The sequence below is a fragment of the Polyangiaceae bacterium genome, assembly GCA_020633235.1.
Lineage (GTDB): Bacteria > Myxococcota_A > Polyangia > Polyangiales > Polyangiaceae > JACKEA01.
Map to the genome: position 1 here is coordinate 428,936 of JACKEA010000004.1, position 25,250 is coordinate 454,185.

Sequence of the window (25,250 nt, forward strand, 5' to 3'; positions counted from 1 at the left end):
CCGGCCCGGCGGGTGCGACGCTTCCAGCGTGCGAAAGCTGGTGGGTCTATTGGCGGTTTTGGCGCTCGGCGCCGGGGGTTGTCGCGCCTCGGTGAGCGCCAATGTGAACGCCAACACCAACAAGAACCAGGACGAGTTCCAGGAGCCCGTCTCGTCCGTGAAGGGCGAGGGCCAGAGCGACTTCGGGGACAACGGCGATCTCGCGCTGCTCGGAGCACGCCACGATCTGCACCTGGCCCCTGGCGGCACACCGACCTGCAAATGCCTCGCGGTCGCGCTGGGCGGTCCCGAGGAAGCTGCGTTCCAGTGGGCTGCGGTCAAGCCCGCCGTCAACCCTCACACGCAGTTGGTCATCGGCCTGTCGTCCGAAGGCATCGCTTGCGAAGGCGAGCCCGCCGACAGCATGGGTGCGTCCTACTGGGGCTATCGCCTCTCCGGAGACGACGTCGTCGTGATCGTGGAGGCTGCCAAGTTCGGTCGTCCGGTGATGCAAGGCGCGATCATTCCGAAGCCCGTGGGCGCCGGCATGGTGTACGTGAAGCCGCGCACCAAGAACCTCCCATACGGCGCTCCCCTGAACGCGAACGACACGCTGTGCAAGATCGGAAACCCCGGTCCCGCGCGCGGCAACATGGACACCACCAGCGACGACTCCGGCTTCTGATTGTCGGTCCGCCGCGGTACCACGCGGTCAGAACGTCCCGCTCGCGCCGAGGAACAGCGCATTCGGCGCCGCGCCGAGACTCGGCACCACGCGGAGCGACGAGAAACGGCTCGACGGCTCACGGCGCGGACGGTCGCGCTCCGTGTCGGCCCTGGGCGGCGCGGGCACTGCGCTCGCCAGCAGCGCAGCGTCGATCACGGACGCCAGGCCCAGGATCATCAGGCCGTGCTTCACGCCTTCGGAGCAGTCGTCCGGGCCTTTGCCCTGGGTGTCCTTGCAGCCTCCGGGAACCGCGACGATGGCCCCGTAGCCGGCGAGGGCGCGAATGCCCAGACTGAGCGCTGCCCCTCCCGCATTGCCGTGTCCGAGATGCACCAGCGGGGCGCCCAAGCCGTACGCCGCGAACGCCGGAACGAGCACTGCGCTCTCCTCGTAACCGATGCCCATCGTGGTGATGGCCACGGCGTCCACCGCCAGCACCTGCAAGCCGTACCATTCCTTCGACTGTGGTCTCTCCGGCACAGTCGTGCCCGCTCGCTGTGGCTCGACGGCGCCAGCACGCCCTGCAGAGAAGGCGATGGCAACGGCGACGGCCACGGCGAGACGGGTCACGCCCGCAGGTACTGCAAGACCGTGGCCAACTCACTTGCCGGCGCGCATCAGCGCTGCGGTTCGTCCTTGGCGCCACGTCGCGTAGGGCATGCGTTGGGCGTCGAGCCCCACGACGGACAGGTCGCCAGTGACGCGATCGACCAGCACGCTGACGCGCCGGACGCTGTGATCCGGGTGTGCTTCGCCCACGTAGAAGGCCCACGCGCACTCGAGCGTGCCCGCGGTGCAGCCCTTCTTCGGCGGCTCGCGCTCGAGCCACAGCGCGAGGGAGAGCCCGGCCTTTTCCAGGCCCTTTTCGAAGCCGGAGACCTCCGGCAGGGCGGCGACGCGGGCGGCGACCTGCGGCCGCTCGTGGCGCTCGTCGCGCCACTGGGCCAGGGAGATCGCGTGCCCGCGGGTGAAGTGCTCGTGGGCGTCCGTGTCCACGCGGATCTCGCCCGAGGTCCGGTCCACCACGAACGTCATCTCCGAGGCGCCGCGGCCTACGGTCACGACGAAGCCGTCGCCCTTTGCCGTCGCCTGTGCACGCTGTTCGCCAGTCACTTCCGGCAACGCGCGAACGCGGCGCAGCGCCTCTGCCGACGTGAGCTCGGGAGCGGCGGAGGCGGAAGGCGCTGCGCTGGGGGCGGAGCGCGTCGGCGCGCGATCGCACGCCGCAAGGAGCACGGCGACGGCCAACGTCGAAGAGAGTGCACGCGACATCTCCACGAGCATGCACCGCGCGCCTACATCGCGCTACATTGTCGCCGTGTCGCGAGGTACCGCGGCGCACCGACATGATCGCGGTAGTGCTACTCTTGCTCGGTGATCGCCATCAAGAGCTGGGGCCTTGGACTTTCGGTCGTCGTCGCGTTGGGGGCTGCGGTTGCATGCTCCAGCGGAGCGAGTAGCTCGCCATCGGGAACCGGGGGTGGGGGCGGTAGCAGCGGCAGCGATGCCGGGAACGACTCCGCGACGGGCGGCTCTTCGGCCACCGGCGGCGGCGGTTCGGGCGGCATCGGAGCGACGGGCGGCAGCGGCGGCACGGCGGCGGCGGACGCGGGCAGCGATGCGCCGACGGGATGCAGCGGCAACACGGACTGCGCCAACGATCCGGGCGGTCCGGTGTGCGACACCAGCACGGGACAGTGCGTGGGCTGCTTGGCGCCCTCGGACTGTCCCTCGGGGCAGTACTGCGACCTCACGAACCACACCTGCAACGCGGGCTGCGACGAAGCGGGGGACTGCACGGCGCCGACGCCAATGTGCGATACCACCAGCAATCAGTGCGCGGAGTGCCTGATCGACACGGACTGCCCCAGCGGTCAGATCTGCGCGGGGGGAGCGTGCGCGGTGGGCTGCTCCGTGAGCCAACCGTGCCAGGCCGGCAACGAAACTTGCTGCAGCGGCAGCTGTCACGACGTGAGCAGCGACATCAACGACTGCGGTGCGTGCGGCACCAAGTGTCCGAGCTATGCGAACGCTGCCAGCACCTGCAGCAGCGGCCAGTGCGGCATGGGTCCATGCGCTGCGGGATTCGCCGACTGCAATCAGAACACTGCGGACGGCTGCGAGCACAACGTCACGCAGAACGGCCCGTGCGCCTGCACCCCGGGACAGAGCACCAGCTGCTACGACGGGCCGGCCGGCACCGAGGGCAAGGGCATTTGCAAGGCGGGCACCAAGACCTGCGACCCGAGCGGCACCAAGTACGGGCCTTGCCTGAACCAGGTGTTCCCGTTGGCCGAGGTGTGTGCCAACAACGTGGATGACGACTGCGACGGCGTGGTGGACAACGTGCCGGACGTGGACGGCGACGGCTGGACCGCGTGCAATGGGGACTGCTGCGAGGACACTTCGCAGTGTGGCAATCCGAACCTGGTGAATCCAGGCGCCTACGAGTTCCCGGGCAACTCCGTGGACGACGACTGCGACGGCACCGTGGACAACGCCGTGACCGCCTGCGACACGGGCCTGACGAGCAACTCGGCCAATGGCCTCGACTACGCCAAGGCCATCGACTTGTGCCAGACCACGACCGAGAATCCGCCCATTGCGCAGAAGAAGTGGGGCGTGATCAGCGCCACCTTCTATCGTGCCAACGGCGCGGGCACTCCGGCCGCCAACTCGCGCTCCATCCGCTCCGGCTACGGCAGCGGCGTCACCCCGCTGTTGGGCCAGAAGCTGGCGGCGCTGTCCACCGGCGTGGCGGCGGCCCAGGCTTCGCCCAACAACACGAGCCCGGCCTACGCCGCGTTCCAGGGCGGACAGAACATGGGCACCACCAGCCCGGTGCCCTCGGACTGGCTGAGCGCCAACGGCAACAACTTCCCGAACGCGCCCGGTTGTCCGGATCCGCAGGGCGGCACCACCGCCAACGATCCGATCATGCTGAAGCTCCGGATCCGAGTGCCGACCAACGCGAAGTCGTTCAACGTGAGCTCCTTCTTCTACTCCAGCGAGTATCCGGAGTGGGTGTGCAGCGCGTTCAACGACTTCTTCCTCACCCTGCTCGATTCGAGCTTCGTGCCGGGCCCGGGGGAGACGGCGAACCCTGCCGACAAGAACCTGGCGTTCTACGACACCGGCTCCGCCAAGTATCCGGTGGGCGTGAACCTCGCGTTCGGCAACACCGGCCTGTTCAAGGCCTGCCTCAACGGCCCCACTGGCTGCGGTGGCGGTTCCGTGGCGGGAAACACCAGCACCTGCACCGGCATCACACAGCTGCTCGGTACCGGCTTTGACGTGTTGAACCCGCCGTCGCAGTTCCTGAACGACCCCGGGTGGTGCGGATCGAGCAACCGCGCCGGCGGCGGCACTGGTTGGCTGAAGACCGCCGGCAACGTGAAGCCGGGCGAGACCATCGAGATCCGCTTCGTGATCTGGGACACGGGGGATCCTTGGTACGACTCCCTGGTGCTGCTCGATCGCTTCGAGTGGGCCGTGACCGCGAGCACGCCGGGTACGACCGACGGCTGAGCGGCACGCCGTTCAACAGACGCTCTCGATGAGCAAGCGCCGCCGCATCCTCGTGGGCATCGCCGTCGCCGTGCCGGTGCTCGTCGGCGGGCTGTGGATCGCCATCCACCGCGTTCCGTGGCTCGGGCCGATGCTCGCGGACGGGCTGCGCGCCGTGGTGGGCGCCAAAGCCGTGGAGAAGCTCGAGCGCTTCGCCTACGGCGTCGAGGATCGCGCCAACCGCTCGCTGCGCGCAGGAGAAGCACCCACCACGCGCTGGGCGGTCCCCAGCGCGAGCGCCCCCGCGGTGGCGGATGCCGGCCGCGTGCCCGCGTTCTCGTTGGAGAGCGTGGGGGCCATGCACGAGAAGGTGAGCACCGAGGCGGACGGCGTCTGGGTTCCCATCGAGGATCCGCTGCGCCCGAAGGCACCCGCCGTGATGCTCAAGACGCTGGTGCATCCGGACGCGGCGCGCTCCTGGGCGGAGATCTTCGTGGTGGCCCTGCCCGTGAAGCGCATACGCCTCCATCTGGTTCCGGGGACGCGTGAGCCCCACGCCAACGCGCCGGGCGCCAAGGAAGTGAAGCGACCGGGGCTCATCGCCGAGAGCGACCACGACCGGCTGCTCGCGGCCTTCAACGGCGGTTTCAAGACCGTGCACGGTGCCTACGGTCTCGGCATCGACGGCCACACGGTGGCGTTGCCGCGCCCACTGTCGTGCACGGTGTTCGCGACCCAAGAGGGCGAGATCGGCATCGACACCTGGAAGCAGATCGCCGATCGGGAGGCGAGCTTCGCCTGGTGGCGCCAGACGCCGCCCTGCGTCTACGAAGACGGCCGCATGCACGGATCACTGTGGGATCCGGAGACTCGGGGCTGGGGCGCCGCCCTCGGCGGCGAGACCGTCATTCGTCGTTCGGCCATCGCCCTCCGCAAGGATCGTCAGGTGCTGTACGTGGGCGTGAGCAACCACACCACGGCCCGCGCCATGGCCGACGGAATGCACCACGTGGGCGGCGACACCGTCGCCCAGCTGGACGTGAACTGGTCGTTCCCCAAATTCGTCGTGTTCGAAAAGGCCGAGGGAGCGCTGACGGCGAAATCCGTGTTCGACGGCTTCAAGATCGAAGACGGCGAGTTTCTGAAGCAGCCCTCCGTGCGCGACTTCTTCTACGTGACCTTGGCGCCATGATGTTGGCCCCTTCGAGGCGCCAACCAGCCCCAGTGCTCACCTGAGTCGGTCCTCTCTCGCAAAGCGGCGGCCCAGCAACGATCTTCCCACCAGGTGGCTTGTCGGTTCGGCGCGGAATCAGCGCGCGCACATCCCGCCTATCGTGGTACGAGCAACGCCAGTGCGCGCCGAAGCAGCTCTTGTAACGAAAGGGTGCGAGCTTCTCGAGCGAGCTTTTCCGTTGCCTTCTTGGCTTCGCCCTTCTTGAAGCCTTGGCTCGTGAGCGCCAAGAGGAGCTTGTCTTGCTTCTCCCGCGCCTCGGCGTCCTCGGTGTCCGAGCGCCTTCGCTGACGAAGGCGCATCTTCTCTTCCACGTGCTTTCTGCCGAAGGTCTTCTTGGCCGCATTCAAATTGTGGCTTGCACAAAAGATCCGACCATTGGACGCGCCATCGCCACCACCGATGCCAGTGGCTTCGATGTGGTCGTACTGGAGAAACGCCTTCGCCGTGCAGCGCACGCCAGACTCCGACACGAAGCAGCACTGGGCGCCGTCGCGCTCGTACACCTCGCGCCGGTCGATTTCGGCGAGGTGCGCGACCAAGTGCGCGGTCGCTTTGCGCCGAGCGGCGTTGGCGACGACCGCGCTGGACGGTGAACAGTGGGTATAGACTACATGCGCGGGACGACGTCAGAACGTCAGCTTCAGTCCGCGCGCAACGCCTTCCGTGACGGCATCGGTCACGCGGTAGCGCTTGTACTGGTGCCACCCGGGAGTCGTCTTTCGGACTCGAGCAACGACTCGCTTGGCCCAGGAAACGAGCTCGGCAGGCTTCGGGACAAGTCCCCCTCCGTCGACCACAAGGCACTGGCCATGGAATGAGACGTTTCCCTGTCCCAGCTCGTTGTCCCTCCGAAACAGGCACCTCGAGTAGGAAAGCACCGGTGAGCTCATGGCGTCGATTCCAAGCAGCGCGCGTCCGTTCGTCTGATAGGAGACGTAGCGCACACTCTCCAGGTATGGGCGGAGCGTGAGGAACACCCGGGCCGGATTCTCACTTTCGATGAGCTCGCGCGGCGCAGTCGCCGCGACGCGATCCGGTGCTTCGAGCGGCAGCGCGACGACGCGCGTGTCCCTTTCGAGGAAACGCAGGAAGTCGTCCTCCTCCTCCGGCAACCACCAGAATGTTGCGGTGACGGCCACGCGGGGAAATTCGCTACGGCCACCACGCGGAGACATCCAGCCCGACTTCGGCAAACGGCTCGATGTGGGCATCGAGCTCGTCTCCCCAGACCCCGAGCTCCACCCATCGGCCGGATTCGAGTCGATAGGCCGTGAGGGTTCGGGCCTCCAAATCGACGAGCCAGTGGAACGGAACGCCGACGCTCGCGTAGTAGGGCTTCTTGACGAGCAGATTGTGCCGTCGCGTAGACGGAGACAGGATCTCACACACCCAATCTGGGACGATGGTGATGGCGGTGTCCCGAGGCAACTCGGCGAGCCGCTCGCGACGCCAGCCTGCGAGATCGGGTGCGATCTCCGGAGTGTTCGCCAGTTCGATGCCCGGCTCCGGCAGGATCCACCAGCCTCCCGGGCCCCCGGCACCACGCCGAAACGGTCCACGCAGATCGGCACCGATGCCGAGCACGACGTCTTGATGTGCTCCCCGCGGCCGGGTCATCGTGTACAGCACGCCCTCGATGATCTCGCCTTTGATCTCCGGCGGCAGCCGTTCGAGATCCTCCAGCGTGGGGGCTTTGACCGCGGGATCCATCTGCGTGATGGTAGCACGCGCAAGAACCGCTAGGTCCCGGGCGAGATCGCTGCCGAAGCTCGGTCAGACGTGCGCCGCCAGCAGGACGCCGAGCGCCAAGGCCACGCCGATCTGCAGCAGCGCCGCCAGCAATGCGGTTCCGAGGGGAAAACGATCGAAGACGACGTGCACGTGATCGAGGATCTCCCGCGGCGGCGACACCAGGGGCGGTGGACTCTGTCGACTCAGGGCGCGCGTCCGATACGGCACGCTCGATGGTAGCACGCGCGGATTTTCGCTGCCGTGCGTCCGCTCCCTGAGCATACTCGCCGCCGATGACGAGCCTGACGGAGAGAGTCGCGCGGGATCTGAAGCTGCCCCCCGGTGGTGCCGCCGCCGTGCTGCGGCTCTTCGACGAGGGCGCCACGGTGCCGTTCATCGCGCGCTACCGCAAAGAGGCGACGGGCGGCCTCGACGAAGTGCAGATCCGCGCCGTCGCCGAGCGCGCGCGCAGCTTGAAAGAGCTCGACGCGCGCCGCGCCAGCATTCTCGCCACCATCGCGGAGCAAGGCGCGCTCACGGACGACCTCCGCCGTCGCATCGAGGCGTGCACCACGCGCGCGGAGCTCGAAGACTTGTACGCGCCGTATCGTCCGAAGCGGCGCACCAAGGCCTCCGTCGCCCTCGAGCGCGGCCTGGGGCCGCTGGCGGAGCGCATCTTGGCTCAAGCTGACGGCGGCCGTCCGGAGGACGAGGCTCGCGGCTTCGTGGATGCGAAGAAGGAAGTGAACGACGTCGCCGAGGCCCTGGCCGGCGCCAAGGACATCGTGGTCGAGGCCGTCGCGGACAACGCCGATTGCCGCGCTCACGTGCGAGAGACCCTCGCCAAGCAGGGCGTACTCGAGACCCGCGCGGTGAAGTCGAAGACCAAGGAGCGCACCAAGTTCGAGGACTACTACGAGTTCTCCGAGCCCCTCTCCAAGGTACCTTCGCACCGCTATCTCGCGATTCGCCGCGGCGAGACGGAGGGCGTACTGCGCGTGAAGGTCGCCGTGGACGACGAGCGCTGCCTCGGGCGCCTCGAGCAGATCATGAAGCTCCGGCCCCGCTCGCCCTGGGCGCGGCTGCTCCAGGAGTCCATCGAGGAGGCGTACAAGAAGCGGCTGCACCCTGCCCTCGAGAAAGAGACCCGGGGCGACGTGGCGGAGCGCGCCGAGCGTGCCGCCATCGACGTGTTCGCCGAGAACCTGGCGCAGGTGCTGATGGCCGCGCCCTTCGGCGCGCGCCCCGTGGTGGCCGTGGATCCCGGCATCCGCACCGGCTGCAAGTGTGCCGCCCTCGGCCCCGACGGCAGCTTCCGCGCGCACACCACGGTGTATCCCCTGCGCTCCGACGCCGAGCGCGAGTGTGCGGAGCAGGACTTTTCGGCCTTCGTGAAGCGCCATGGAGCCGACGCCATCGCCGTGGGCAACGGCACTGGTGGCCGCGAGACGGAGCGCTTCGCGAAGAAGGCGCTGGGCAGCTCCGCGATGGTCGTGAGCGTGAACGAAGCGGGCGCCAGCGTGTACAGCGCGTCGGACGTCGCCCGGGAGGAGATGCCCGACCTGGACCTGACGGTGCGAGGCGCGGTGTCCATCGGGCGGCGACTGCAGGATCCGCTGGCGGAGCTGGTGAAGATCGATCCGAAATCCATCGGCGTGGGGCAGTACCAGCACGACGTGGACGCGACGCTCTTGGAAGAGAAGCTCCGCGAGGTCGTGGAGAGCGCGGTGAACCGCGTGGGGGTGGAGCTGTCGACGGCCAGCGCGTCTCTACTTTCGTACGTGGCCGGAGTCGGACCCAAGCTGGCGAAGGCGATTGTCGAGGAGCGGGGACGCCGCGCGGGGTTTTCGCGGCGGACCGACATCCTGAAGGTGAAGGGACTGGGCCCGAAGGCCTTCGAGCAATGCGCGGGCTTCCTCCGAATCCGCGGCGGGAAGGACCCGTTGGATGCCTCGGCGGTGCACCCGGAGCGCTACGCGTTGGTGGAGCGCATGGCCAAGGACGTCGGCGTGCCGCTTTCGGAGCTGGTGGGCAATGCCGAAGCCGCAAAGGAGATCGACATCGAGAGGTACGTGAGCGACGAGGTCGGCAAGCCCACGCTGCGAGACATCATCGCGGAGCTGTCCAAGCCGGGCCGCGATCCGCGCGACACCTTTGAAGCACCGGCGTTTCGCGACGACGTCAACGAGCTCGAAGACCTCGCCCCTGGGATGGTGCTGGAGGGCGTGGTCACCAACGTCACCGCCTTCGGTGCTTTCGTGGACGTGGGCGTGCACCAAGACGGCCTGGTGCACATCAGCCAGCTCGCGGATCGCTTCGTGAAGACCCCCAGCGACGTGATCAAGGCCGGGGAGCGCGTGAAGGTGCGGGTGTTGTCCGTGGATCTCGAGCGCAAGCGCATCGCGCTCAGTCGCAAGGGCATTTGATTGTTGGCTCGGCGCGAGCCCCGTCGGTGACGGACGGCAAGTTTCGGCTTCCGCTACGGAGTGACAGCGCGCGAATCTCGCCGGCTCTCTCCCGGCGCGGCGCACGAGATTCGTCGGCGGCACGGCGGGGCGCGGCGCCGGTGGCGCTGATTTGTCGAATGGCATCGCGCACGTGAACGCTCGTTCGCGCGCCTGCGCGCAGCACGAACGTGACGGCATGCGAGATGCACGCCCTAACGTCACAATCCCCGCCTTCCCAACCTACGGCCGAGGCCGCCCCCGCGAGCTCCTCGGCCGTACCTATTTCTGCGCCTCGCAGCTGGTGGCGCTGCCGCGCTGACACACGCTCGTGAGGGGCTCGGCGTTCCGCCGGGCTCGCAGCCAGCGGAGCTGCTCGGGGATCGACCACGTGGCGCCCTCCACGTGGCCAGCTCCCTGACACTCCAGGTACTCCATGCGGTAGCCCTGACCACACAGGCGGTCGAAGTCTTCGCGTTCCACGGGCGAGTACACCAGGTCGTCGTTCTCACCCAACACGAACAAGAAGGGCGTGTTGGAGCGGCGCTTCACGGACGTCGTCGCGAACGAGTTTTCCGCGGCGTAGCAACCGAACGGCGAGAACGCGTCGAAGCTTTCGCTCTGCGCATGGCTCAGCGCCTCGGGCTGGAACACTTGCGACAGGTCCGTGACGCCGTCGAACACACTGGCGGGGTTGCACTCGCTGTCCATCAACGCGGGCAGCTGAGAAGCGTAGCTTTGTGTGAGCAGAGCAGCGATCGCGGAGCCGTCGGAATAGTAGCGGTCGAGGGAGACCATGGCGCCGGCCAGGGCCGCCGTCGTGGGACCTGGCGTCGTGAGGGCGTGCTGAGCGAGGCCGAGAAGGTCCGTTGGTGGCACCAGCGCGACGGCGCCCTTCACGGAGTACTCCGGCGCGTAGTAGGGCGCGTACAGCTCCGTCGCGAACACGGCGTGGCCGCCTTGGGAGGCGCCCCACAAGTAGAGCTCTTTCGTGGGCCGCGCGGGGAGATCGCCCAGCTGGCGCGCGGCGCGCACCATGTCGAGGGAGCCGAGGGCGACTTGCTCCGCGCTCAGATACCCGTGGCGCGGCTCCGGCGGCTTCGTGGCATCGGCGTCAGCGTCCAGGCCGATGAAGTCCGGCGCGACGACGACGAAGCCCTGGGACGCGAAGATGGTCAGGCCCAGTGCCACGTCATGAGCGGAGCTCGGGGCGGAGGGCGCGCACGCACCGGAAAAGCCGGTCGTGCCGTGCAGCTCGAGGAGCAGGGGCGCGTCGTGCGCGGGTTCGCCCTCGTTCCATGGAACGGCGACGAGCCCCGTTGCCTCCACCGACTCGCCCCGATCTTGCGTGGTGTAGCGCACGCGGAACACGCGCGTACCGAACGGCACCGGAGAAAGGCTGGATAGCCCAGCGAAGGCGAGCAACGTGTCGACGGTCTGAGCGGCGCGCGCTTCGTCCGTCAGCTCGGAGCTGGTGACCACCGCACCTGCCGGCGGCAAGAGCTCGTAGCTCGTCCCGCAGCCCCCCGGCGTCAGCGTGGGCGCGGCAGCGGGCTCTTCCGGCGACGAGGAGCCGCAGCCGAAGAGCATGACAAATGCCAAGAATGCCCAGCGCTTGCTCACCTCCAGTCGCTACGCCCAGCGCGAGAGAACGTCAATCTTCGGAGTCGTTTTCACGTTGGTCGCTGCTGCGGCATCATTCGGCATGGACGGAAAATCCTTGGGTCTGATGGGCATCGCTGCCGTCATCGGCGGCGTGGTCGGTGGCATCACGGTGCGCCTCTCCAGCGACTCGCCGAAGACCACGGCCAAGGCCGAGACCCCGGCGTCGAAGGACGACGACGAAGACGACGGCCTCGACCATCGAGTGAAGCAGCTCGAGCAGAGCGTCGCGGGTCTGGAGAAGAAGCGCCGCGCGAGCGAAGCCATCGCCGCCTACGGTCGAGCCCTCGCGGCCGGCGACCCGGCACCGGACGGTGGCGTACCTCCGCCGACGGCGGTGGACGATCCGGTGTTCGACACCGCGGTGCGCGACGTGCTCGACCGCGTCGACCAAGAGCGGCGCGACGAGCGCGAGCAGCGCCGCACGGAGCGCATGAACCAGATGGTGGACGAATGGAGCAAGCAGCTCGCGACCAAGCTCTCGCTCAGCGACCAGCAGAAGCAGAAGGTCGCCGAGATCTTCCGCGATCACTTCGCCAAGATGCGGGCCATGCGGGGCGGGGGAGACGGCGGTATGCGCACGCCGCAGGAGTGGCGGCAGAGCTTCCAAGCGTTGCAGGACGAGCAGAACAAGAAGCTCGGTGAAGTGCTCGATTCCGGTCAGATGGACAAGCTCGAACAGATGCGAAAGGACGGCGAGCTGCCGATGTTCGGCGGAGGTTTCGGTCGCGGGCGCCGGAGGGGCAACTGACGCCGATTGCCGCGTCGGCCTCGGCTGACTACGCTTGTCTTGCCGGCATGAGCTGGACCCTGGACGAAGCGTTGGCGAATCCCCCTGCGGCGCGACTGGTGTCGTTGCGCTTTGGCGAGGTGAAGCGTTTCGAGGCGCACATCGCGGAGCTGTCCCACCTGCGCGAGCTCGAGATCATCGCCATCGGGTTGCGCAAGGTTCCGGATGCGTTTCGTGCCCTCGAGAGCTTGGTGCGTATCGATCTTTCGGACAACGTGCTGACGGCACTTCCGGAGTGGATCGGCGAGCTCTCGAGCCTCACGGAGCTGACGGCGGCATCCAATCGCATCACCCGCATTCCGGACGGCATCTACGAGCTCCGCGCCTTGGAGAACCTCGACTTGGCCGACAACGCGATCGAGACCGTGAGCGATCGCATCGGCGAGCTCGCGGAGCTGCGGCGCTTGGCCTTCAGCGGGAACCGTCTCACGCAGTTGCCCGCCGCGGTGGGTCGCCTCGCGCACCTCGAGTACCTGTACTTGAACCAGAACCTGCTCACGGAGCTACCGCCGGAGATCGGCGATCTGCAGAAGCTTTCGGAGCTGCAGCTCGCCTACAACCGCCTGACGGAGCTGCCCTCCAAGCTGTCGCGCCTGCTGGCGCTGGAGTGGCTCACGCTGCGCGACAATCCGCTCTTGCCGGGGCAGCGCGAGCGCATCAAGGCCGCCCTGCCGAGCTGCACGATCACGGGCTAGGCTCGCGCCTTTTGGGCGTTTCCGCGCCGGACCAACATCCAGATTCAGGTGCCGACTTCTTTGCGGGTGACTTCCGAAAGCTCGCTGTCGAGCTCGGCCAGGAGCTTCTTCGCGCGACGACTGAGCTTCTTGGGCACCTGCACTTCCACCACGATGTGCAAGTCCCCGCGGCCGCGTCGATCCAGCCGGGTGACGCCGCGGCCCCGCAGCGTGATCACGGCGCCGGGCTGAGTGCCGGACGGCACTTCCACCTCCAAGCTGGTTTCGTCCGGGAGCTCGATCTGGATCTCCGTGCCCAACGCCGCTTCGGGAAACGAAACCGGCTGGCGCGTGACGAGATCGTAGCCCTCGCGAGCGAAGGTCTCGTCGGGCTCGAGCATCACGTCCACGTAGAGATCTCCCGCAGGCGCACCCGCGGGCCCCGGCATGCCCTGCCCCGGAACTCGCAGGCGTTGCTCGGAGTCGATGCCGGCGGGGAAGGTGACCAACACCTTGCGCTGCTTCGCGACCGCGCCAGCGCCCTCACAGGCTTCGCACGGCTCCTTGATGCTGGTGCCCGCACCGCGACAAGCGGGGCAGGTGGTGGAGAACATGATGAAGCCGCGCTGCGTGGTGACCTGACCCTTGCCGCCGCACTGTGCGCAACGTTCTGGTTTGGTGCCCTTCTTGGCACCGCTGCCGTTGCATTCCTCGCACGCGGCGGCGCCCCGCACGACGACCTCGTGCTTGCAGCCGGTCATCGCGTCCTTGAGGCTGATGCTGGCTTCCACCCTCACGTCCTGCCCGCGCACCGGGGCCTGCCGGCGACCCCCGCCCCCGCCCCCGAAGCCGAAGCCGCCCATGCCACCGAAGAAATCGCTGAACAGGTCCTGGAAGTGGCTGAAGATGTCGCCCATTCCAGCAGCGCCGAAGTCGAAGCCTCCGCCCACGCCGGCGTGACCGAAGCGGTCGTAGTTGCCCCGCTTCTCGTCGTCCGAAAGGATGCTGTAGGCCTCCGTGGCCTCCTTGAACTTTTCCTCCGCGGACGGATCATTGGGGTTCCGGTCCGGGTGGTACTTCAGCGCACACTGCCGATAGGATCGGCGGATGTCGTCTGCGCTGGCCTCCCGGCTAACGCCCAACACTTCGTAATAATCGCGTTTTTCGCTCATGGTCCGGGCCGCCCGGGGCCTTCCGCGGCAGGGTCAGAAGAACGGATCACACAGTAAGCTCGGGCGCTTGCGTGTCAACGGACCTCAGCCCGCTCCCGGCCCCGACCTCAGCTGCGCAATGAGGGTTGCTTGGCGCTGGAGCTCCGCTCGCGCTCGGTCCAGCTCTGCCGAGAGCTCCCCCGAGCCCTCCTCCAGCCGGCCTTCCAAGGACTGGATCGTCCAGCGCGCCGCCTGCAGATCGGCCTCCCGGAGCGCGTTCAGCTCCGCCAAGCGATCCAGCCGCTCTCGGAGCTCATTGCTGCCGGGGCTGGGGCTGCCGCTCGAACGTTGCTCATCGAGCTCGTCCAGCAGCTGTCGTCCCAGGCGCTCCATCTCCTTCATCTGTCGCATCAGCCGGCGCACTTCGTTGCCGCGCTCCAGGAGCTGCGCTTCCAGGTGCCCATAGTCCGCGGCGGCGGCCTCCACTTCGGTGTGGGCGACCGTGAGATCGTGGGCGCGCTCCGCGGCGATGCTCCGATACCGCTCCGTCTCGCCCCGCTCCAGGTCGAGAGCGTTCATCAGCTCGTCCACCTTGTGCTCCAGACGATCGCGTTCGCCCTCGATCTCCGAAAGGCGGGCCATGAGCCCGGGGTCGGGTTCTTGTTTTGTTGGCTCGGCGCGGAAACGGTCGCGCTCCGCGGCCCACCGCTCGCGCTCTTCTTCGAGCTCGGCCTGCACTTCGTCCGCCCGGGCATCCGCGATCGCGGCTCGGGCCTCGAGCTCCGTGACCCACGCGTCGCGCTCCGAAAGCTTCTTGCGCAGCGCTTGGATCTCCCGCGGGTCGCCCCCACTTTGCAGGCTCTGCTTGCGACGGAGCTCCGCGACCTCATTTTCGAGGCGCGCCACGCGATCCCGCGCGTTCCGCTCGGCATCTCGCGCGCGGGACAGCTCGGCGCCGGCGTCGGAGCCCTTGCCGGAACCGATGGCGCGCCGGAACGGCAGCTGCACCACGGCGTAGTCGTCGAGCCGCGTCGGCGCTTCGCTCGCCAGGGCCACGAACCACTCCGGCTCTTCGGCTCCACCCGGTAGCATGCTGGTATCCAGCGAAGGCTCCGGCTGCCCGCTGGCCGCGAAGTCCACCACTGCGTAGCCCACGAAGGGCGTCTGCCCCAGCATGCGCACGTGGGAAAACTCCACCTTCATGGCGTCGTACAGCTCGTAGTAGTCGAGAGCGCCCTGGGGCGGCTCCGCCACCGTCAGCAGCCGGCGCTGGACCTCCGGGTTTGGCACCGCCACCAGCGCGACGCCATCCAGGCTCAAGGCCTTCTTCAGGCGCAGCACCACCGAATGCGCCGGCCCGGCGCGATTGAGGTCCTCCACCAGGGCGAGGTCGAAGGACCCCTCTCGCAGGTTGATGCCGGTCGGAGACAGGGGCGCGTAGCTGATGTCGCGAGACGTGTTGCGCGTGGCCGCCTCCGCCACCCGAGCGCTCTCCGGATCGAAGACGCTGACCATGCGCGCGCCGCGATCGATGAGCTGCTCTGCCAGCCCCGACGACGAATCGCCGAACACGATCACGCGACGACCGTCCACCAGGGACTCGGCGTAGGCGGCGAGGACGATGCTCGGATGGAGGCGCTCGGGGCCTTGCATGGGCCGGCGACCATAGCGACGCCGAGGGCGGACGTCGAGGCCTCAGGGCTGCCGGCAGGGCTTCGGCACCACGCACGGCGAGCCGCAGTTGAGGCCCATTGCGTAGCGGTCCACCTGCGCCGCGGCGCTCTTGCCCATGCCCGTTCCCGCCAGGCACAACAGCACGGAGTCGTCCTGGGTGAGGGGATTGGCGGGCTCGGTGCACAGGCCGTTCACGCAGGTCCCGTGCTTCAAGCCGTGGGCCGGGGGGCAGGCGTCGTCGGATTCACACACCAGGGGTCGACAATCCGCCGCCAGATCCGGCTTCGCGTCTCCGGCGGCGTCGCACATCGCCACCAGTCTTCCCGGCGAGCGGAGCACGAGGTCTTTCTTGTCCGGGCTCCCGGGCTCGGCCTTGTCGCGTGTCAGGTTGCACTGACCCTGGCGATCGCACTCCGCCGTGAACGTGCGCCCCTCGGTGTCCTTCAAGGTGCGGGTGCTCACCCTACGGCAGCCCGAAGCGGCGACGGCAACGACCAAGAGCGAGAGCAGCAAGCGCACGACGCGATCCTATTCCCGTGCTGCGCGACAATCCACCACCTGTGGCGCGATGCAATATGCGACCGTAGAGTGCGGCGGCAGGGGCTTGGGGTAGGATGGGCGCGGATGGGGCGCATCTACGAAAAGACGCTGATCGTCGACGGCATCACACCGGTCGGAGCCTACGCCGTGCTCCGGCGCGACGCCGGGGGCGGCAGCTTCTTGCTCGAGAGCGTGGTGCCCGGCGAGCGTTGGGGGCGCTACTCGATCCTCGGCTATCGGCCGCGGGCCGAGGTGGCGGTGCTCGGCGATTCCGGTGTCGAGCCCTTCGCGGAGCTCGCGCGGCGCCTCGGGGTGAGCTCCGAGCCCGACGCGAGCGTGGCGGCGCGCTTCGCGCGAGCCCACGTGGGCGTCGTCCCCTACGACGCCGTTCACTTTGCCACCAAGGTGGAGCCGTGGCCCGAGCTCGTGGGTAGGCCCGTCGCGCGCTTCGTGTCGGACGCCACCGTCGTGGTGTTCGATAACCTCACGCACACCGCGACCCTGGCCTCGCCGGATCCAGCGGATCTCGAGCGGGCGGAGGCGGATCTGGCCCGGGCGACGGCCCTCGCGCCCCTGGCACCCCCCGACCCGGCGGCCCTGCCGTCGGACCTCGACGTGAGCGTGAGCGACGCGGACTACGAGCGCATCGTCGAGCGAGCCAAGGAGTTCATCTACGCGGGAGACGCGTTTCAGATCGTGGCCGCCCGCACGTTCTCCGCGCCGGCGGGAGACAGCGATCCCTTCGACGTGTACCGCGCGCTGCGCGTGCTCTCACCCGCTCCCTACATGTACCTGTTGGAATTGCCGGCGACGGAAAGCGGTGCCGCGGTGGCCGTTGCCGGGGCCAGCCCGGAGACCTTGGTGCGGGTGGAGCACGATGCCATCACCTTGCGCCCCATCGCCGGGACCCGCCGGCGTGGGCGGAGCCCGGAAGAAGACGAGGCGCTGGCCCAAGAGATGCTCGCCGACCCCAAGGAGATCGCCGAGCACGTGATGCTCATCGATCTGGCACGCAACGACGTGGGGCGCGTCTCGCGAGCCGGGAGTGTCGAGCTTCTGCGGCGCATGGAGGTGGAGCGCTTCAGTCACGTGATGCACATCGTGAGCGAGGTGCGCGGTCAGCTCCGCGACGGTCTCGGTCCGTGGGACGTGTTGCGCTCCACCTTTCCCGCCGGCACCTTGAGCGGCGCGCCGAAGGTGCGCGCGATGCAGATCATCCGGGAGCTGGAACGGCGTCCCCGCGGGGTGTACGGGGGCGCCCTCGGCTACGTGACGCGCGGAGGAGATCTCGACTTCGCCATCGCCATTCGCACGGCGGTCCTGTCCCAAGGGCGCTTCGAGGTCACCGCGGGAGCCGGCTTGGTGGCGGACAGTGTGCCCGCCCTGGAAGCCAAAGAGACCCGCAACAAGGCGCGCGCGGCGCTGGCCGCCGTGGCGGCCGCGTTTCGCACGCGCTGAGGTCGCTCGTGCACGAAGCCCTACGAGCGTGGTTGCCCCGCTGGGCTTGGCCCATGGCGGATCACGTGCTGACGCCGGGAGTGCTGGCGGTGCTCAGCGGCGTGAGCGTGCTGTTCTTGCTGGCCAGCCTGATCGGCATTCCGTGGTTGGTGGCGCGCTTGCCCGCGGACTACTTCGTGCGACGCCACACGCTCCCTCCGCCGGGCGCCCTCCGCCACGACTACCTGCGCCTCGCGTGGCGCGTCGCCAGGAACGCCTTCGGAGTGCTGCTGCTGTTGGCGGGCATCGCGATGCTGGTGCTGCCGGGGCAGGGCATCGTCACCATCATCGTCTCGTTGGTGTTCCTGTCGTTTCCCGGCAAACGCCGCATGCTGAGGAAGCTGGTGTCGCGACCGCGGGTGCTCGCCGCCATGAACTCGCTCCGGCGCCGGGCCGGCCGGGAGCCCCTCGAGATGGAGTAGTGGGCGTTTGTCATTTCGTTCGGGTTCGCGGTCCCCACACAATGGGCCATGACCGGGGCGGGGTATCGGGTCGAGCAGTTCTCCTTATCTCAGGCCGAGCCAGCGGCGCTGGCCCGGTTGATCAGTGAGGTGTTCGAGCACCATGGCAAGGACACCGGCGGCAGCATCGCCTTCGACGACGCAACGTTTCGCCTGATCTTCTCTGCGCCGGGGGCGGATCCGGAGCTGTTCGTGCGGGTGACCGAGGGTGGGGAGCTGGTGGGCTTCTTGGGAGGGATCCCGCGGGTGGTGTCGGTCCGGGGAGCCGAACGGCGCATGGTGGTGCCGGCTTGGGCGTCGGTTCACCATGCTCACCAGCGGCGCGGGCTGGCGCTGGAGATGGGCAGTGCCCTCTTGCGCATCGCTCGGGAGCGAGGCTACGACGGCGGGGTCGCGATGTTCGAGCCCGAGGCGCACGGCATCGATACCGCGCGATCAGTGATGCGTCGCGAAGGTCTGGCGCTCAGCGAGTGGTGCCGGGTGAAGCACTTCCTGATCCGCATTCTCGACGTCGATGCCGCACTCCGCGCCGCGTCGCTCGGCCGAATCGAGAGATTGGCGCTCGGCGCCCTCGAGCGCGCGCCGGAGCCCGAGAGCCGCCGCGTTCGTCTACTGCGCGCGGACGACCACGGCAGAGTGTTCGAGCTGTGCCGCGATCATCTCGCTCGCAACGACGTTGCCATGGTGCGCGAGCGGGACGAGCTCTCCTGGTACTTGAGTCAGCCCGACGTCGTCACCGTGGTGCACGAGGACGATCGCGGAGAGGTGGACGGCTTTCTCAGTGCGTGGCGCATGTTGCTCGCCGGATTCGGCAACCGAGTGCCGTTCGGCTGGCTCGATCTCGTTCACGTGCATCGACTCCCGGGGCGAGAGGCGCGGGATCTGACGCGGGGGCTGTGCCTCCACGCGGGGCGGCGCGGCTGGGCGGGACTGCAGATGCCGCACTTGCCGTACTTCGGCGCGACGCCCTTGTGGCGCGCGCGCTTCGTGCCGTACCCCAAGCAGCTGATCGTCGCCGCCGTGAGCTTTGACGCGCCCCTGCCGCCACGGCCCCGCGGCGTGTACCTGGACTGGCGCTGACGTCCGCGACGCGACGGGGCTCGCGGCGGACCAACCCCAAGAAACCGAAGCCGCGACACCTACAGAAGCGCACTAAGACCTACATGTGGGTCACAAAAAGACGAGTGATTATCGGGGTATAGACGCGGTGCGTCAAAATCGCTTGACCGCTTCCTCCCTCGCGGCGAAGGCGGCGCCATGTTTGGAAAGTCCTTCGTCTCCGTTGCCCTGCTCTCCTGGACACTGGCGGGCTGCGCCGCTACCGGCGCTCCCGACCCGGTCCCGAACGTCCAGCAGGAAGCGCCACCGGCGGAGGCCGAGGCCACGACACTGGTCGAGGGGCCAACGGCGCTGTCCATCACGGCCCTCGGCAGCCAGGCGCAGTTCGCCGAGATGGCCCTACCCATCGTGAGCGGACAGGTTCAGCTGAGCTCCGACGCCCCGGACAGCATCACGGTGGAGAGCGTCGAGGTGAGCTTGAAGGACATCGTGTTCGACGAGGTGGTCGCGAACACGGCGGGCTTTCGTGACGTGAAGGTGAGCCTGGCGAAACCGGTGACGACGACGCTTTCACGCTCGCAGAGCGGAGACGGAGGCTTTGCCACGTTGAACCTGGATCTCGAGCTGAACTGGAGCCTCGTCACCAACGACGGCATCACGGTGCCGCTCGGTACTCAGCACATCGCAAACGTCCCCGTGCAGCTCGGCGTCTACACCAACGAGAGCGGCGGCCTGGTCGTGGATCTGTACGGTGAGAAGAAGGGCAAGGTGCTGAGCTCCGGCATCAGCGATCTGTCCGATCTCGCCTTCGACCTGTACGCCGAAGGCTGACGCTCACAGGGCCAGCTTCCAGACCGAACCGGGCGGCAGGCTGGTGTTGGTGCCGTTGCCGAAGCAGACCCAGTACACGGCCTGTCCGTCCACGGCCACGCCCTGCGGGCGATCCTGCTGCGACGCCAGGGGCTCGGGGACACCAGGAGTGGCGCCGTCGATGCGGGCGCGCAGCACGCTGCCATCGGCGTAGTTGCCGGCGTACGTTCCCTGGTTCACCCAGTACAAATAGTTGCCGCTGATCACCATGTCGAAGGTGCCGGCCTGCCCCGCCGCGATCGACTGCGTAGCGCCCGAGCCGTCCTTCTTTCCGCGCAGCACTTCCGACGCGACCCAGGTGGAGAAGTACACCCATTGATCGTCGACCGTGATGGCCCAGGTGGAGGTCCCCGCGGAAAATAGCTTCTGCGAGCTGCCTCCGGCGCGCGGGATGCGGTGCACCTCACCGGCGTCTTCCGCCGTGACGTAGACGTAGCTGGCATCGAGGGCGAGGAAGCGGGGTTGAATCGGAAACGTACCGAGCGACGTCTGGCTCGAGCCGCTGCTCTTGGCCACGGCGTTCGGTTGATCGAAGTAGGCTCCGTCGGCGTCCACGGCGACGGAGTTCACGGCGCCCGTGGTGGGCCAGTAGGTCTGCGGGGCTTGCGCACCGGAGGTTGGCAGCCGGTGGATCTTGGAGTCGTACTTGCCGGCGAAGTAGAAGTAGCCACCGTAGGTGGTGACGTCGCTGGGACCGGAGACGCTCAACGTCCAGCTCGCGGGTGCGCCGCCGCTGGTATCGATCATGTAGACCTTGGAGATGTCGATGTTCCCCCAGAACAAATTGCCGTCGGCAAGCGTCAGGCCGCGAGCGCCGTGCTGGGTGGTGGTGAGCTGAACCGGCTGACACTCGCCGGAAACGCAATCGCCGCCCAGGCAGCTGTGGCCGCAGTAGCCGCAGTTGTCCGGATCCTTCGCCAGGTTGGCGCCGCAGGCGTCGCTGGGGGCGTCCGTACCCGCGTCCATGCCGGCGCTGCCGCCAACGCTGGCGTCGCTGCCCGCGGCTCCGGCGCTGCCTGCCACACCGGCGCTGCCTGCCACACCGGCGCTACCGGCACTGCCCGCGGCTCCGGCACTGCCGCCGCTCCCTCCGCTGCCCGCTGCTCCGGCGCTGCCGCCACCGCTCCCGCCCGAGCCGGCGCTCGCGTCCGGCGCGCCCGCCGAGCGTTCGTCGCCCAGATCCGCCAGGACGGAGCAGGCGCTGAGCAGCACAGGGAGGCACCAGAGGAGACGCCGCGACATACGTCCCCCACTTTCTCAGAAAGCCAGCGCCGCGGGCAACCTCAGTCGTCGGTGCGGTCCCGCAGCCAGCGCGCGAGGGGCTCGAACACGCGCTCCTGGGAGTAGCGGCTGATGAACAAATCCGCGTGGGCGAACCAGGTTTCGTCGTCTCCCACTTCGAGCACGTCGGACCGGCGCACGACGTCGGCAGCGGTGCGAGCCGATTCCGGCGGCACGATACCGTCGCGGTTGGCCACGATGGCCAAGAACGGCCGGTCCACGCGCTCGAGCCCGCGGGTGACGTTCACCCCGGCCACTTCCAGGTCGCCGCTCCTCAGCCAACGCGCGATCTCGCCGTTGAGCTTGGGGATGGGATCCTCGACGGTCTTCACCAACTCGTCGGCGCGCGACAGATCCACGATCGACGTGTTCATGTACATGCTCAGCGCGGCCGGAAAGCGCTCGGCGAGCAGCGGCAAGAAGGCCTTGGCAAACGCTCGGGTGCCGCTCACGTGCAGTCGGCTCGCCAGGGCGGGCGACCGAAACGCGATCTTCATCAGGGCGTGCGGCTTCTCCCAGCGCAGCGGAGCACCGATGCCCACGAACGAGCCAATGCCGTGATCCGTGACGTGGTGCGCGAGATACGCGAACACGTAGGTGCCGCCCAAGCTGCAACCGACGACGTCCACGCGATCCTGCGCTGCGGCGGTGCGCTCGCGGACCTCGCGAATGGCGGAGGCCAGGTCGCCCAGCACCAGCTCGCGAAACCCCACGTTACGCGGGCCGCCCACGGAGCGGGAGTCCCCCTGGCCACGGAGGTTCGCCGTCCACACCTCGAAGCCGCGTTCCGCGAGCAGCTCGATCATGCTCATGCCTTCGGGATGAAACCCGAGCGGCGTGGTGTTCATGCAGTAGCCGGGGATGAGCAGCACCGGCTTGAGCGATCGATCGAGGCGGGCAGGCGTGTGATGGCGCCGCACGTCCAGCTGCCACCCTCCGGAGCTCGGCCAGAAGCGCTGGACTTTCATGGCGCGGAGTCTACTCGACAATTCCGCTGCGTGAGATCCGCGACTTCTTTGCCGATGAAAAGTGTCAGGGGCCGTTTGCGCTGGACGTGATCGGGTCTTACGCTTGAATCGTTTCCCGCGTTCCGCGGGGAGGAGGATTCATGAAGCCTCCTGTCAAACACCGCAAAGACGGTGGGCACGCCTTCATTCGCGATCCCGAAGGCGGTGCAGCGCACAGCCGAGACGCCCTGGCCGAGGGATTGGCGGAAACTTTCCTGGAGTCCGCCACCTCCGGGGAAGAGCAAGCCGAAGAAGTGATGAACGAGCTCGTCAGCGAAGAGCTCGGCGGCCCGTTCTTGGAAGAGGCCATCCCTCTGGAACCCGAGACCTCCCGTCCTCCCCGCCGCAAGCACCGCCGGCGCTGACGCTCAGGGCAGCTTCTTCAGTGCGTCTTCGGCGGCCTTCCGCACGTCCGGACGTGAGTCTTCGGTCGCGGCTTGGAAGTGCTTGCGCGCGGCGTCGGAGTCCCCTGCTGCGAGCAGCAGCTTGCCCAGCATGGCGGAGGCTTCGCCGCGACGCGGAGATTCGGGGAACCGCACCAAGAACTCCTGAAACGCTCGTGTTGCCGCGTCTCGATGTCCTCCGCGCATGAGGCTGACCGCACGCCAATAGGTCGCGTCTTCCGCCAACGTGCCCGAGCGTGACGCCTTCGCGAAGGCCTGCTCCGCCCGTCCGTTGTCTCCCGTGCGAAGCGCGTCGTAGCCCTCCCGGAACGCTGCTTCGTCGCCCTTCTGCGCACTCGAGGCCTGCGGGGTGGGTTCCACTGCGGGTACCGGTGCCGGTGCCGCCTCTTGGCCTTTGATTGTTGGCTCGCCGCGGTAACGCCGCGCGACGGACACTGCGGACGGCGTTGCTGCGGCGGGCCGCGCCGTCGGGGGCGCGACGCTGGCAGCGGGCGGCGCGACATCCGTTCGCGGTGTTTCCGCGGCGGATCGCCAAGATTCTCCGGCTGCCAAGATCACGGCAGGGTGACCGGCGTGCCGCACTTCCACGCGGCCATGGAGCACGCGCACGGAGCGCAATGCGTCGTGCTCGACGCGCACGTCGAACGCAGTGCCGCGCACTTCCACCTCTGCGTCTCCGGTGATCACGCGGAAACGCTCACCCAACTCGAGGTGCAGCACCTCTACCGTCAGCTCTCCATCCGTGAGCCGAACGATGTCGTCCCCAGGCGTGCCCACGCGCGTGAAGCGGGCGCCGGCGCCGGGGTGCAGCGTGGCGACGTTTCGCGGGGGTACGGCGTCCGTACGCGGCCAGAACAGCGCGATGCCGCACACGACGGCCGCCGCCAAGAGCAGCCAATGGTACCGACGGCGGGGTGGTCGTGGCTCCTGCGGCTTGGGCGCCTTGGTGAGCAGCGCGGTGCGCACTTGCTCCACGCGTTCGGCGTCGGGTTCGTCCCAGGGGAGCTCACGCCCCAAATCGGCGAGATCGCGATCAGCCATCGTCGCCTCCGATGGCACGACGCAGCGCTTTGCGAGCCTCGTGCAGGCGGCGGTAGAGCGTTCCTTCCGGAACGCCGAGGGCCTGCGCGGCCTCTACCCCCCGGGATTGCTCGACGTCGCACAGCAGGAAGGCCTCGCGCTGCTCCACCGGCAGCGCGACCAGGGCATCGGCCAAGCGTTCCAGGCTGCGGCGGCGATCGAGCTCTTCCAGCGGCGTGGCCGGAGACCGCACTGGGGAATCGACCACGGCGCGCATCGCTGCTCGGCGCCGCACCTCGCTCCTCACGTGGTGGCGAGAGACATTGGTGGCAATGCCGAGGATCCAAGTGCGGACCGTGCCGCCCCGGCGATAGCTCCCAGCACTCTGGATCACCTGCTGAAACGTGATCTGCACCAAGTCGTCGAGCTCGTGACTGCGCATACGGGTGAGTCGCGAGAGGTAGCGATACACGCTCTTGTGATGTCGATCGAAGAGCGCACCCAGCGCGGCCGGATCTCCCACGGAACCAGCCGCCAGCAGCGCCTCGTCCGACATCTCGGCGGGGGCGCCCTCCACGCGGCGGAGCGGGATGAGCTTGCCGGGCTTCACGGTGTACCGTAGCTCAATCCGAGCCCGAGGCCGACGCGGCCCCGCGGCTCTCCGGATAGGTCGACGCCGTCGTCAGAGAAGGGCGCGGTGTGCGCCAGAGGAGTCCAGCCCGCAAACACCACGCCGTCGAGCGCGAGTCCCTGATCCAGGTGGAGCGAAGCGGTGAGGAAAGCCTCGGTGCGCGGGCTGCCGCTGTCGACGTCCACAGGATCTTCCTTGGCAGATGCGGGCGGATATCGACTCGTAATGCGGTTCCAGCCGAGACCGAGCGCCACGCCCGGTGCCAGGGTGACGCTGGAAAGGGAGATGGGGAGCGACGCGCTGACCAGCACCTCCGCGCCCAGGCGTTTGCTGTTCAGGCGCTCGCCCTCGCCGGCGTTGCGCGTGTCGCCCATCACGCGAAGGATACCGCCGGTGCACACGGGCCCCAGCATCACGCAGCCCGTGAAGGTGCCGCCCAGCCACAGCGAGCCGTCGAAGGCGACGCTGGACTCCACCAGGGCCGAGCTCCGTCCGGCGAGACTGGGCGGCGAAGGTGCGGGGCGCGGCTCGGCCGCGGGCGGCGTGTCTCGCGGGGGCTCGAGGGGCGGTTTGGGATCCGCGGGCGCTACCTCGAAGAGCGAATCCGTTACGTCCGTGCGCACCCAGCTCTCGACGAAGGTGGCCGCGGTGAGCACCGAGGTGACGCGGCGAGTGGTCTTGCGTCCGTAGGCGTCCTCCAACTCCACGGAGACGTCCCCGGCCTGTCCGGAAACCCGCACGCGCGCCGCCTCGCAGCCGCTCGCGGGGGCGGGGAGCTTGCGCTCGCGGAGCAGCTCCCGAACCTGCTCGGCCACGGCATCCGTTCCGATCACGCGCACTGCGGCGGGGCAGGGTTCGGCCAACGCGACACTGGTGGTGAGGGAGAGCACGAGTGCCCAGTGAGTGC

At 68.3% G+C, this 25,250-nt stretch carries 26 protein-coding genes; 11 read left to right on the plus strand and 15 right to left on the minus strand.

What is annotated here, in order from left to right:
• The first annotated feature begins 28 nt into the window (after positions 1–28).
• Positions 29–664 carry a hypothetical protein gene (locus tag H6717_23330; GenBank protein MCB9579978.1) on the plus strand — a complete coding sequence of 212 codons (636 nt, stop codon included), beginning with the start codon at positions 29–31 and terminating at the stop codon, positions 662–664.
• A 27-nt stretch (positions 665–691) separates the two neighbouring features.
• Here the strand turns inward: H6717_23330 and H6717_23335 are convergent, their stop codons facing one another.
• Together H6717_23335 and H6717_23340 are read right to left on the minus strand one after the other, a co-directional pair.
• The gene (locus H6717_23335; protein MCB9579979.1) at positions 692–1,276 is read right to left on the minus strand and encodes a hypothetical protein; all 585 of its coding nucleotides are present in this window, start codon (positions 1,274–1,276) and stop codon (positions 692–694) included.
• A gap of 30 nt (positions 1,277–1,306) precedes the next feature.
• Positions 1,307–1,978 carry a hypothetical protein gene (locus tag H6717_23340; protein ID MCB9579980.1) on the minus strand — a complete coding sequence of 224 codons (672 nt, stop codon included), beginning with the start codon at positions 1,976–1,978 and terminating at the stop codon, positions 1,307–1,309.
• Positions 1,979–2,080: 102 nt separating this feature from the next.
• On the opposite strand from H6717_23340, the gene H6717_23345 reads away from it, so the two are divergent.
• Both H6717_23345 and H6717_23350 read left to right on the plus strand, forming a co-directional pair.
• Positions 2,081–4,234 (plus strand): choice-of-anchor L domain-containing protein, encoded by a 2,154-nt coding sequence (locus H6717_23345; protein ID MCB9579981.1) that lies wholly within the window; start codon positions 2,081–2,083, stop codon positions 4,232–4,234.
• Between the two features lie 28 nt (positions 4,235–4,262).
• On the plus strand, positions 4,263–5,405 hold the full coding sequence (locus tag H6717_23350; GenBank protein MCB9579982.1) for a hypothetical protein: 1,143 nt from the start codon (positions 4,263–4,265) through the stop codon (positions 5,403–5,405).
• Positions 5,406–5,542: 137 nt separating this feature from the next.
• Here the strand turns inward: H6717_23350 and H6717_23355 are convergent, their stop codons facing one another.
• The 4 genes from H6717_23355 to H6717_23370 all read right to left on the minus strand — a co-directional run bounded on the left by H6717_23355 (position 5,543) and on the right by H6717_23370 (position 7,406).
• Positions 5,543–5,986, minus strand: coding sequence for a hypothetical protein (locus H6717_23355; GenBank protein ID MCB9579983.1), 444 nt, complete (start codon positions 5,984–5,986; stop codon positions 5,543–5,545).
• Between the two features lie 87 nt (positions 5,987–6,073).
• Complete coding sequence (locus H6717_23360) at positions 6,074–6,586, minus strand: hypothetical protein (protein ID MCB9579984.1); 513 nt, start codon at positions 6,584–6,586, stop codon at positions 6,074–6,076.
• 13 nt (positions 6,587–6,599) lie between these two features.
• Positions 6,600–7,157: a Uma2 family endonuclease gene (locus tag H6717_23365; protein ID MCB9579985.1), complete on the minus strand. Its 558-nt coding sequence runs from the start codon at positions 7,155–7,157 to the stop codon at positions 6,600–6,602.
• A 63-nt stretch (positions 7,158–7,220) separates the two neighbouring features.
• On the minus strand, positions 7,221–7,406 hold the full coding sequence (locus tag H6717_23370) for a hypothetical protein (GenBank protein ID MCB9579986.1): 186 nt from the start codon (positions 7,404–7,406) through the stop codon (positions 7,221–7,223).
• A gap of 65 nt (positions 7,407–7,471) precedes the next feature.
• On the opposite strand from H6717_23370, the gene H6717_23375 reads away from it, so the two are divergent.
• Positions 7,472–9,604 carry an RNA-binding transcriptional accessory protein gene (locus H6717_23375; protein ID MCB9579987.1) on the plus strand — a complete coding sequence of 711 codons (2,133 nt, stop codon included), beginning with the start codon at positions 7,472–7,474 and terminating at the stop codon, positions 9,602–9,604.
• Between the two features lie 300 nt (positions 9,605–9,904).
• On the opposite strand, the gene H6717_23380 is transcribed toward H6717_23375, so the two are convergent.
• Positions 9,905–11,245 carry a hypothetical protein gene (locus H6717_23380; protein ID MCB9579988.1) on the minus strand — a complete coding sequence of 447 codons (1,341 nt, stop codon included), beginning with the start codon at positions 11,243–11,245 and terminating at the stop codon, positions 9,905–9,907.
• Positions 11,246–11,327: 82 nt separating this feature from the next.
• On the opposite strand from H6717_23380, the gene H6717_23385 reads away from it, so the two are divergent.
• Together H6717_23385 and H6717_23390 are read left to right on the plus strand one after the other, a co-directional pair.
• Complete coding sequence (locus tag H6717_23385) at positions 11,328–12,035, plus strand: hypothetical protein (protein MCB9579989.1); 708 nt, start codon at positions 11,328–11,330, stop codon at positions 12,033–12,035.
• Between the two features lie 47 nt (positions 12,036–12,082).
• Positions 12,083–12,769, plus strand: coding sequence for a leucine-rich repeat domain-containing protein (locus H6717_23390; GenBank protein ID MCB9579990.1), 687 nt, complete (start codon positions 12,083–12,085; stop codon positions 12,767–12,769).
• A 44-nt stretch (positions 12,770–12,813) separates the two neighbouring features.
• On the opposite strand, the gene dnaJ is transcribed toward H6717_23390, so the two are convergent.
• The 3 genes from dnaJ to H6717_23405 form a co-directional block, all read right to left on the minus strand.
• A complete protein-coding gene (dnaJ, locus tag H6717_23395; protein ID MCB9579991.1) occupies positions 12,814–13,920 on the minus strand; it encodes a molecular chaperone DnaJ in 1,107 nt (368 codons plus the stop codon).
• Between the two features lie 84 nt (positions 13,921–14,004).
• Positions 14,005–15,552, minus strand: coding sequence for a hypothetical protein (locus H6717_23400; protein MCB9579992.1), 1,548 nt, complete (start codon positions 15,550–15,552; stop codon positions 14,005–14,007).
• 42 nt (positions 15,553–15,594) lie between these two features.
• Positions 15,595–16,092, minus strand: coding sequence for a hypothetical protein (locus H6717_23405; protein ID MCB9579993.1), 498 nt, complete (start codon positions 16,090–16,092; stop codon positions 15,595–15,597).
• A gap of 105 nt (positions 16,093–16,197) precedes the next feature.
• Between H6717_23405 and H6717_23410 the strand changes: the two genes are divergently transcribed.
• From H6717_23410 to H6717_23425, 4 genes are all read left to right on the plus strand, one after another.
• Positions 16,198–17,571, plus strand: a complete 1,374-nt coding sequence (locus H6717_23410) for an anthranilate synthase component I family protein (GenBank protein ID MCB9579994.1) — start codon at positions 16,198–16,200, stop codon at positions 17,569–17,571.
• Between the two features lie 53 nt (positions 17,572–17,624).
• Positions 17,625–18,032, plus strand: coding sequence for a hypothetical protein (locus H6717_23415; GenBank protein MCB9579995.1), 408 nt, complete (start codon positions 17,625–17,627; stop codon positions 18,030–18,032).
• Positions 18,033–18,080: 48 nt separating this feature from the next.
• Positions 18,081–19,151, plus strand: a complete 1,071-nt coding sequence (locus H6717_23420) for a GNAT family N-acetyltransferase (GenBank protein MCB9579996.1) — start codon at positions 18,081–18,083, stop codon at positions 19,149–19,151.
• 177 nt (positions 19,152–19,328) lie between these two features.
• A complete protein-coding gene (locus H6717_23425) occupies positions 19,329–19,961 on the plus strand; it encodes a hypothetical protein (GenBank protein ID MCB9579997.1) in 633 nt (210 codons plus the stop codon).
• A 3-nt stretch (positions 19,962–19,964) separates the two neighbouring features.
• Here H6717_23425 and H6717_23430 read toward each other — a convergent pair whose 3' ends face one another.
• Both H6717_23430 and H6717_23435 read right to left on the minus strand, forming a co-directional pair.
• Entirely contained in the window at positions 19,965–21,242 is a 1,278-nt protein-coding gene (locus H6717_23430; protein MCB9579998.1) for a hypothetical protein, read from the minus strand.
• Between the two features lie 41 nt (positions 21,243–21,283).
• A complete protein-coding gene (locus H6717_23435) occupies positions 21,284–22,249 on the minus strand; it encodes an alpha/beta fold hydrolase (protein MCB9579999.1) in 966 nt (321 codons plus the stop codon).
• Between the two features lie 140 nt (positions 22,250–22,389).
• Between H6717_23435 and H6717_23440 the strand changes: the two genes are divergently transcribed.
• Positions 22,390–22,653, plus strand: a complete 264-nt coding sequence (locus H6717_23440; GenBank protein MCB9580000.1) for a hypothetical protein — start codon at positions 22,390–22,392, stop codon at positions 22,651–22,653.
• Between the two features lie 3 nt (positions 22,654–22,656).
• Here H6717_23440 and H6717_23445 read toward each other — a convergent pair whose 3' ends face one another.
• Genes H6717_23445 through H6717_23455 form a run of 3 tightly spaced genes read right to left on the minus strand, consistent with a single transcriptional unit; the run spans position 22,657 to position 25,233 of the window.
• Positions 22,657–23,733: a FecR domain-containing protein gene (locus H6717_23445; GenBank protein ID MCB9580001.1), complete on the minus strand. Its 1,077-nt coding sequence runs from the start codon at positions 23,731–23,733 to the stop codon at positions 22,657–22,659.
• Positions 23,726–24,322 (minus strand): RNA polymerase sigma factor, encoded by a 597-nt coding sequence (locus H6717_23450; protein MCB9580002.1) that lies wholly within the window; start codon positions 24,320–24,322, stop codon positions 23,726–23,728. The genes H6717_23445 and H6717_23450 overlap by 8 nt, the downstream gene beginning before the upstream one ends.
• A complete protein-coding gene (locus H6717_23455) occupies positions 24,319–25,233 on the minus strand; it encodes a hypothetical protein (GenBank protein MCB9580003.1) in 915 nt (304 codons plus the stop codon). Before H6717_23455 ends, H6717_23450 begins: the two co-directional genes overlap by 4 nt.
• Between the last annotated feature and the right edge of the window lie 17 nt (positions 25,234–25,250).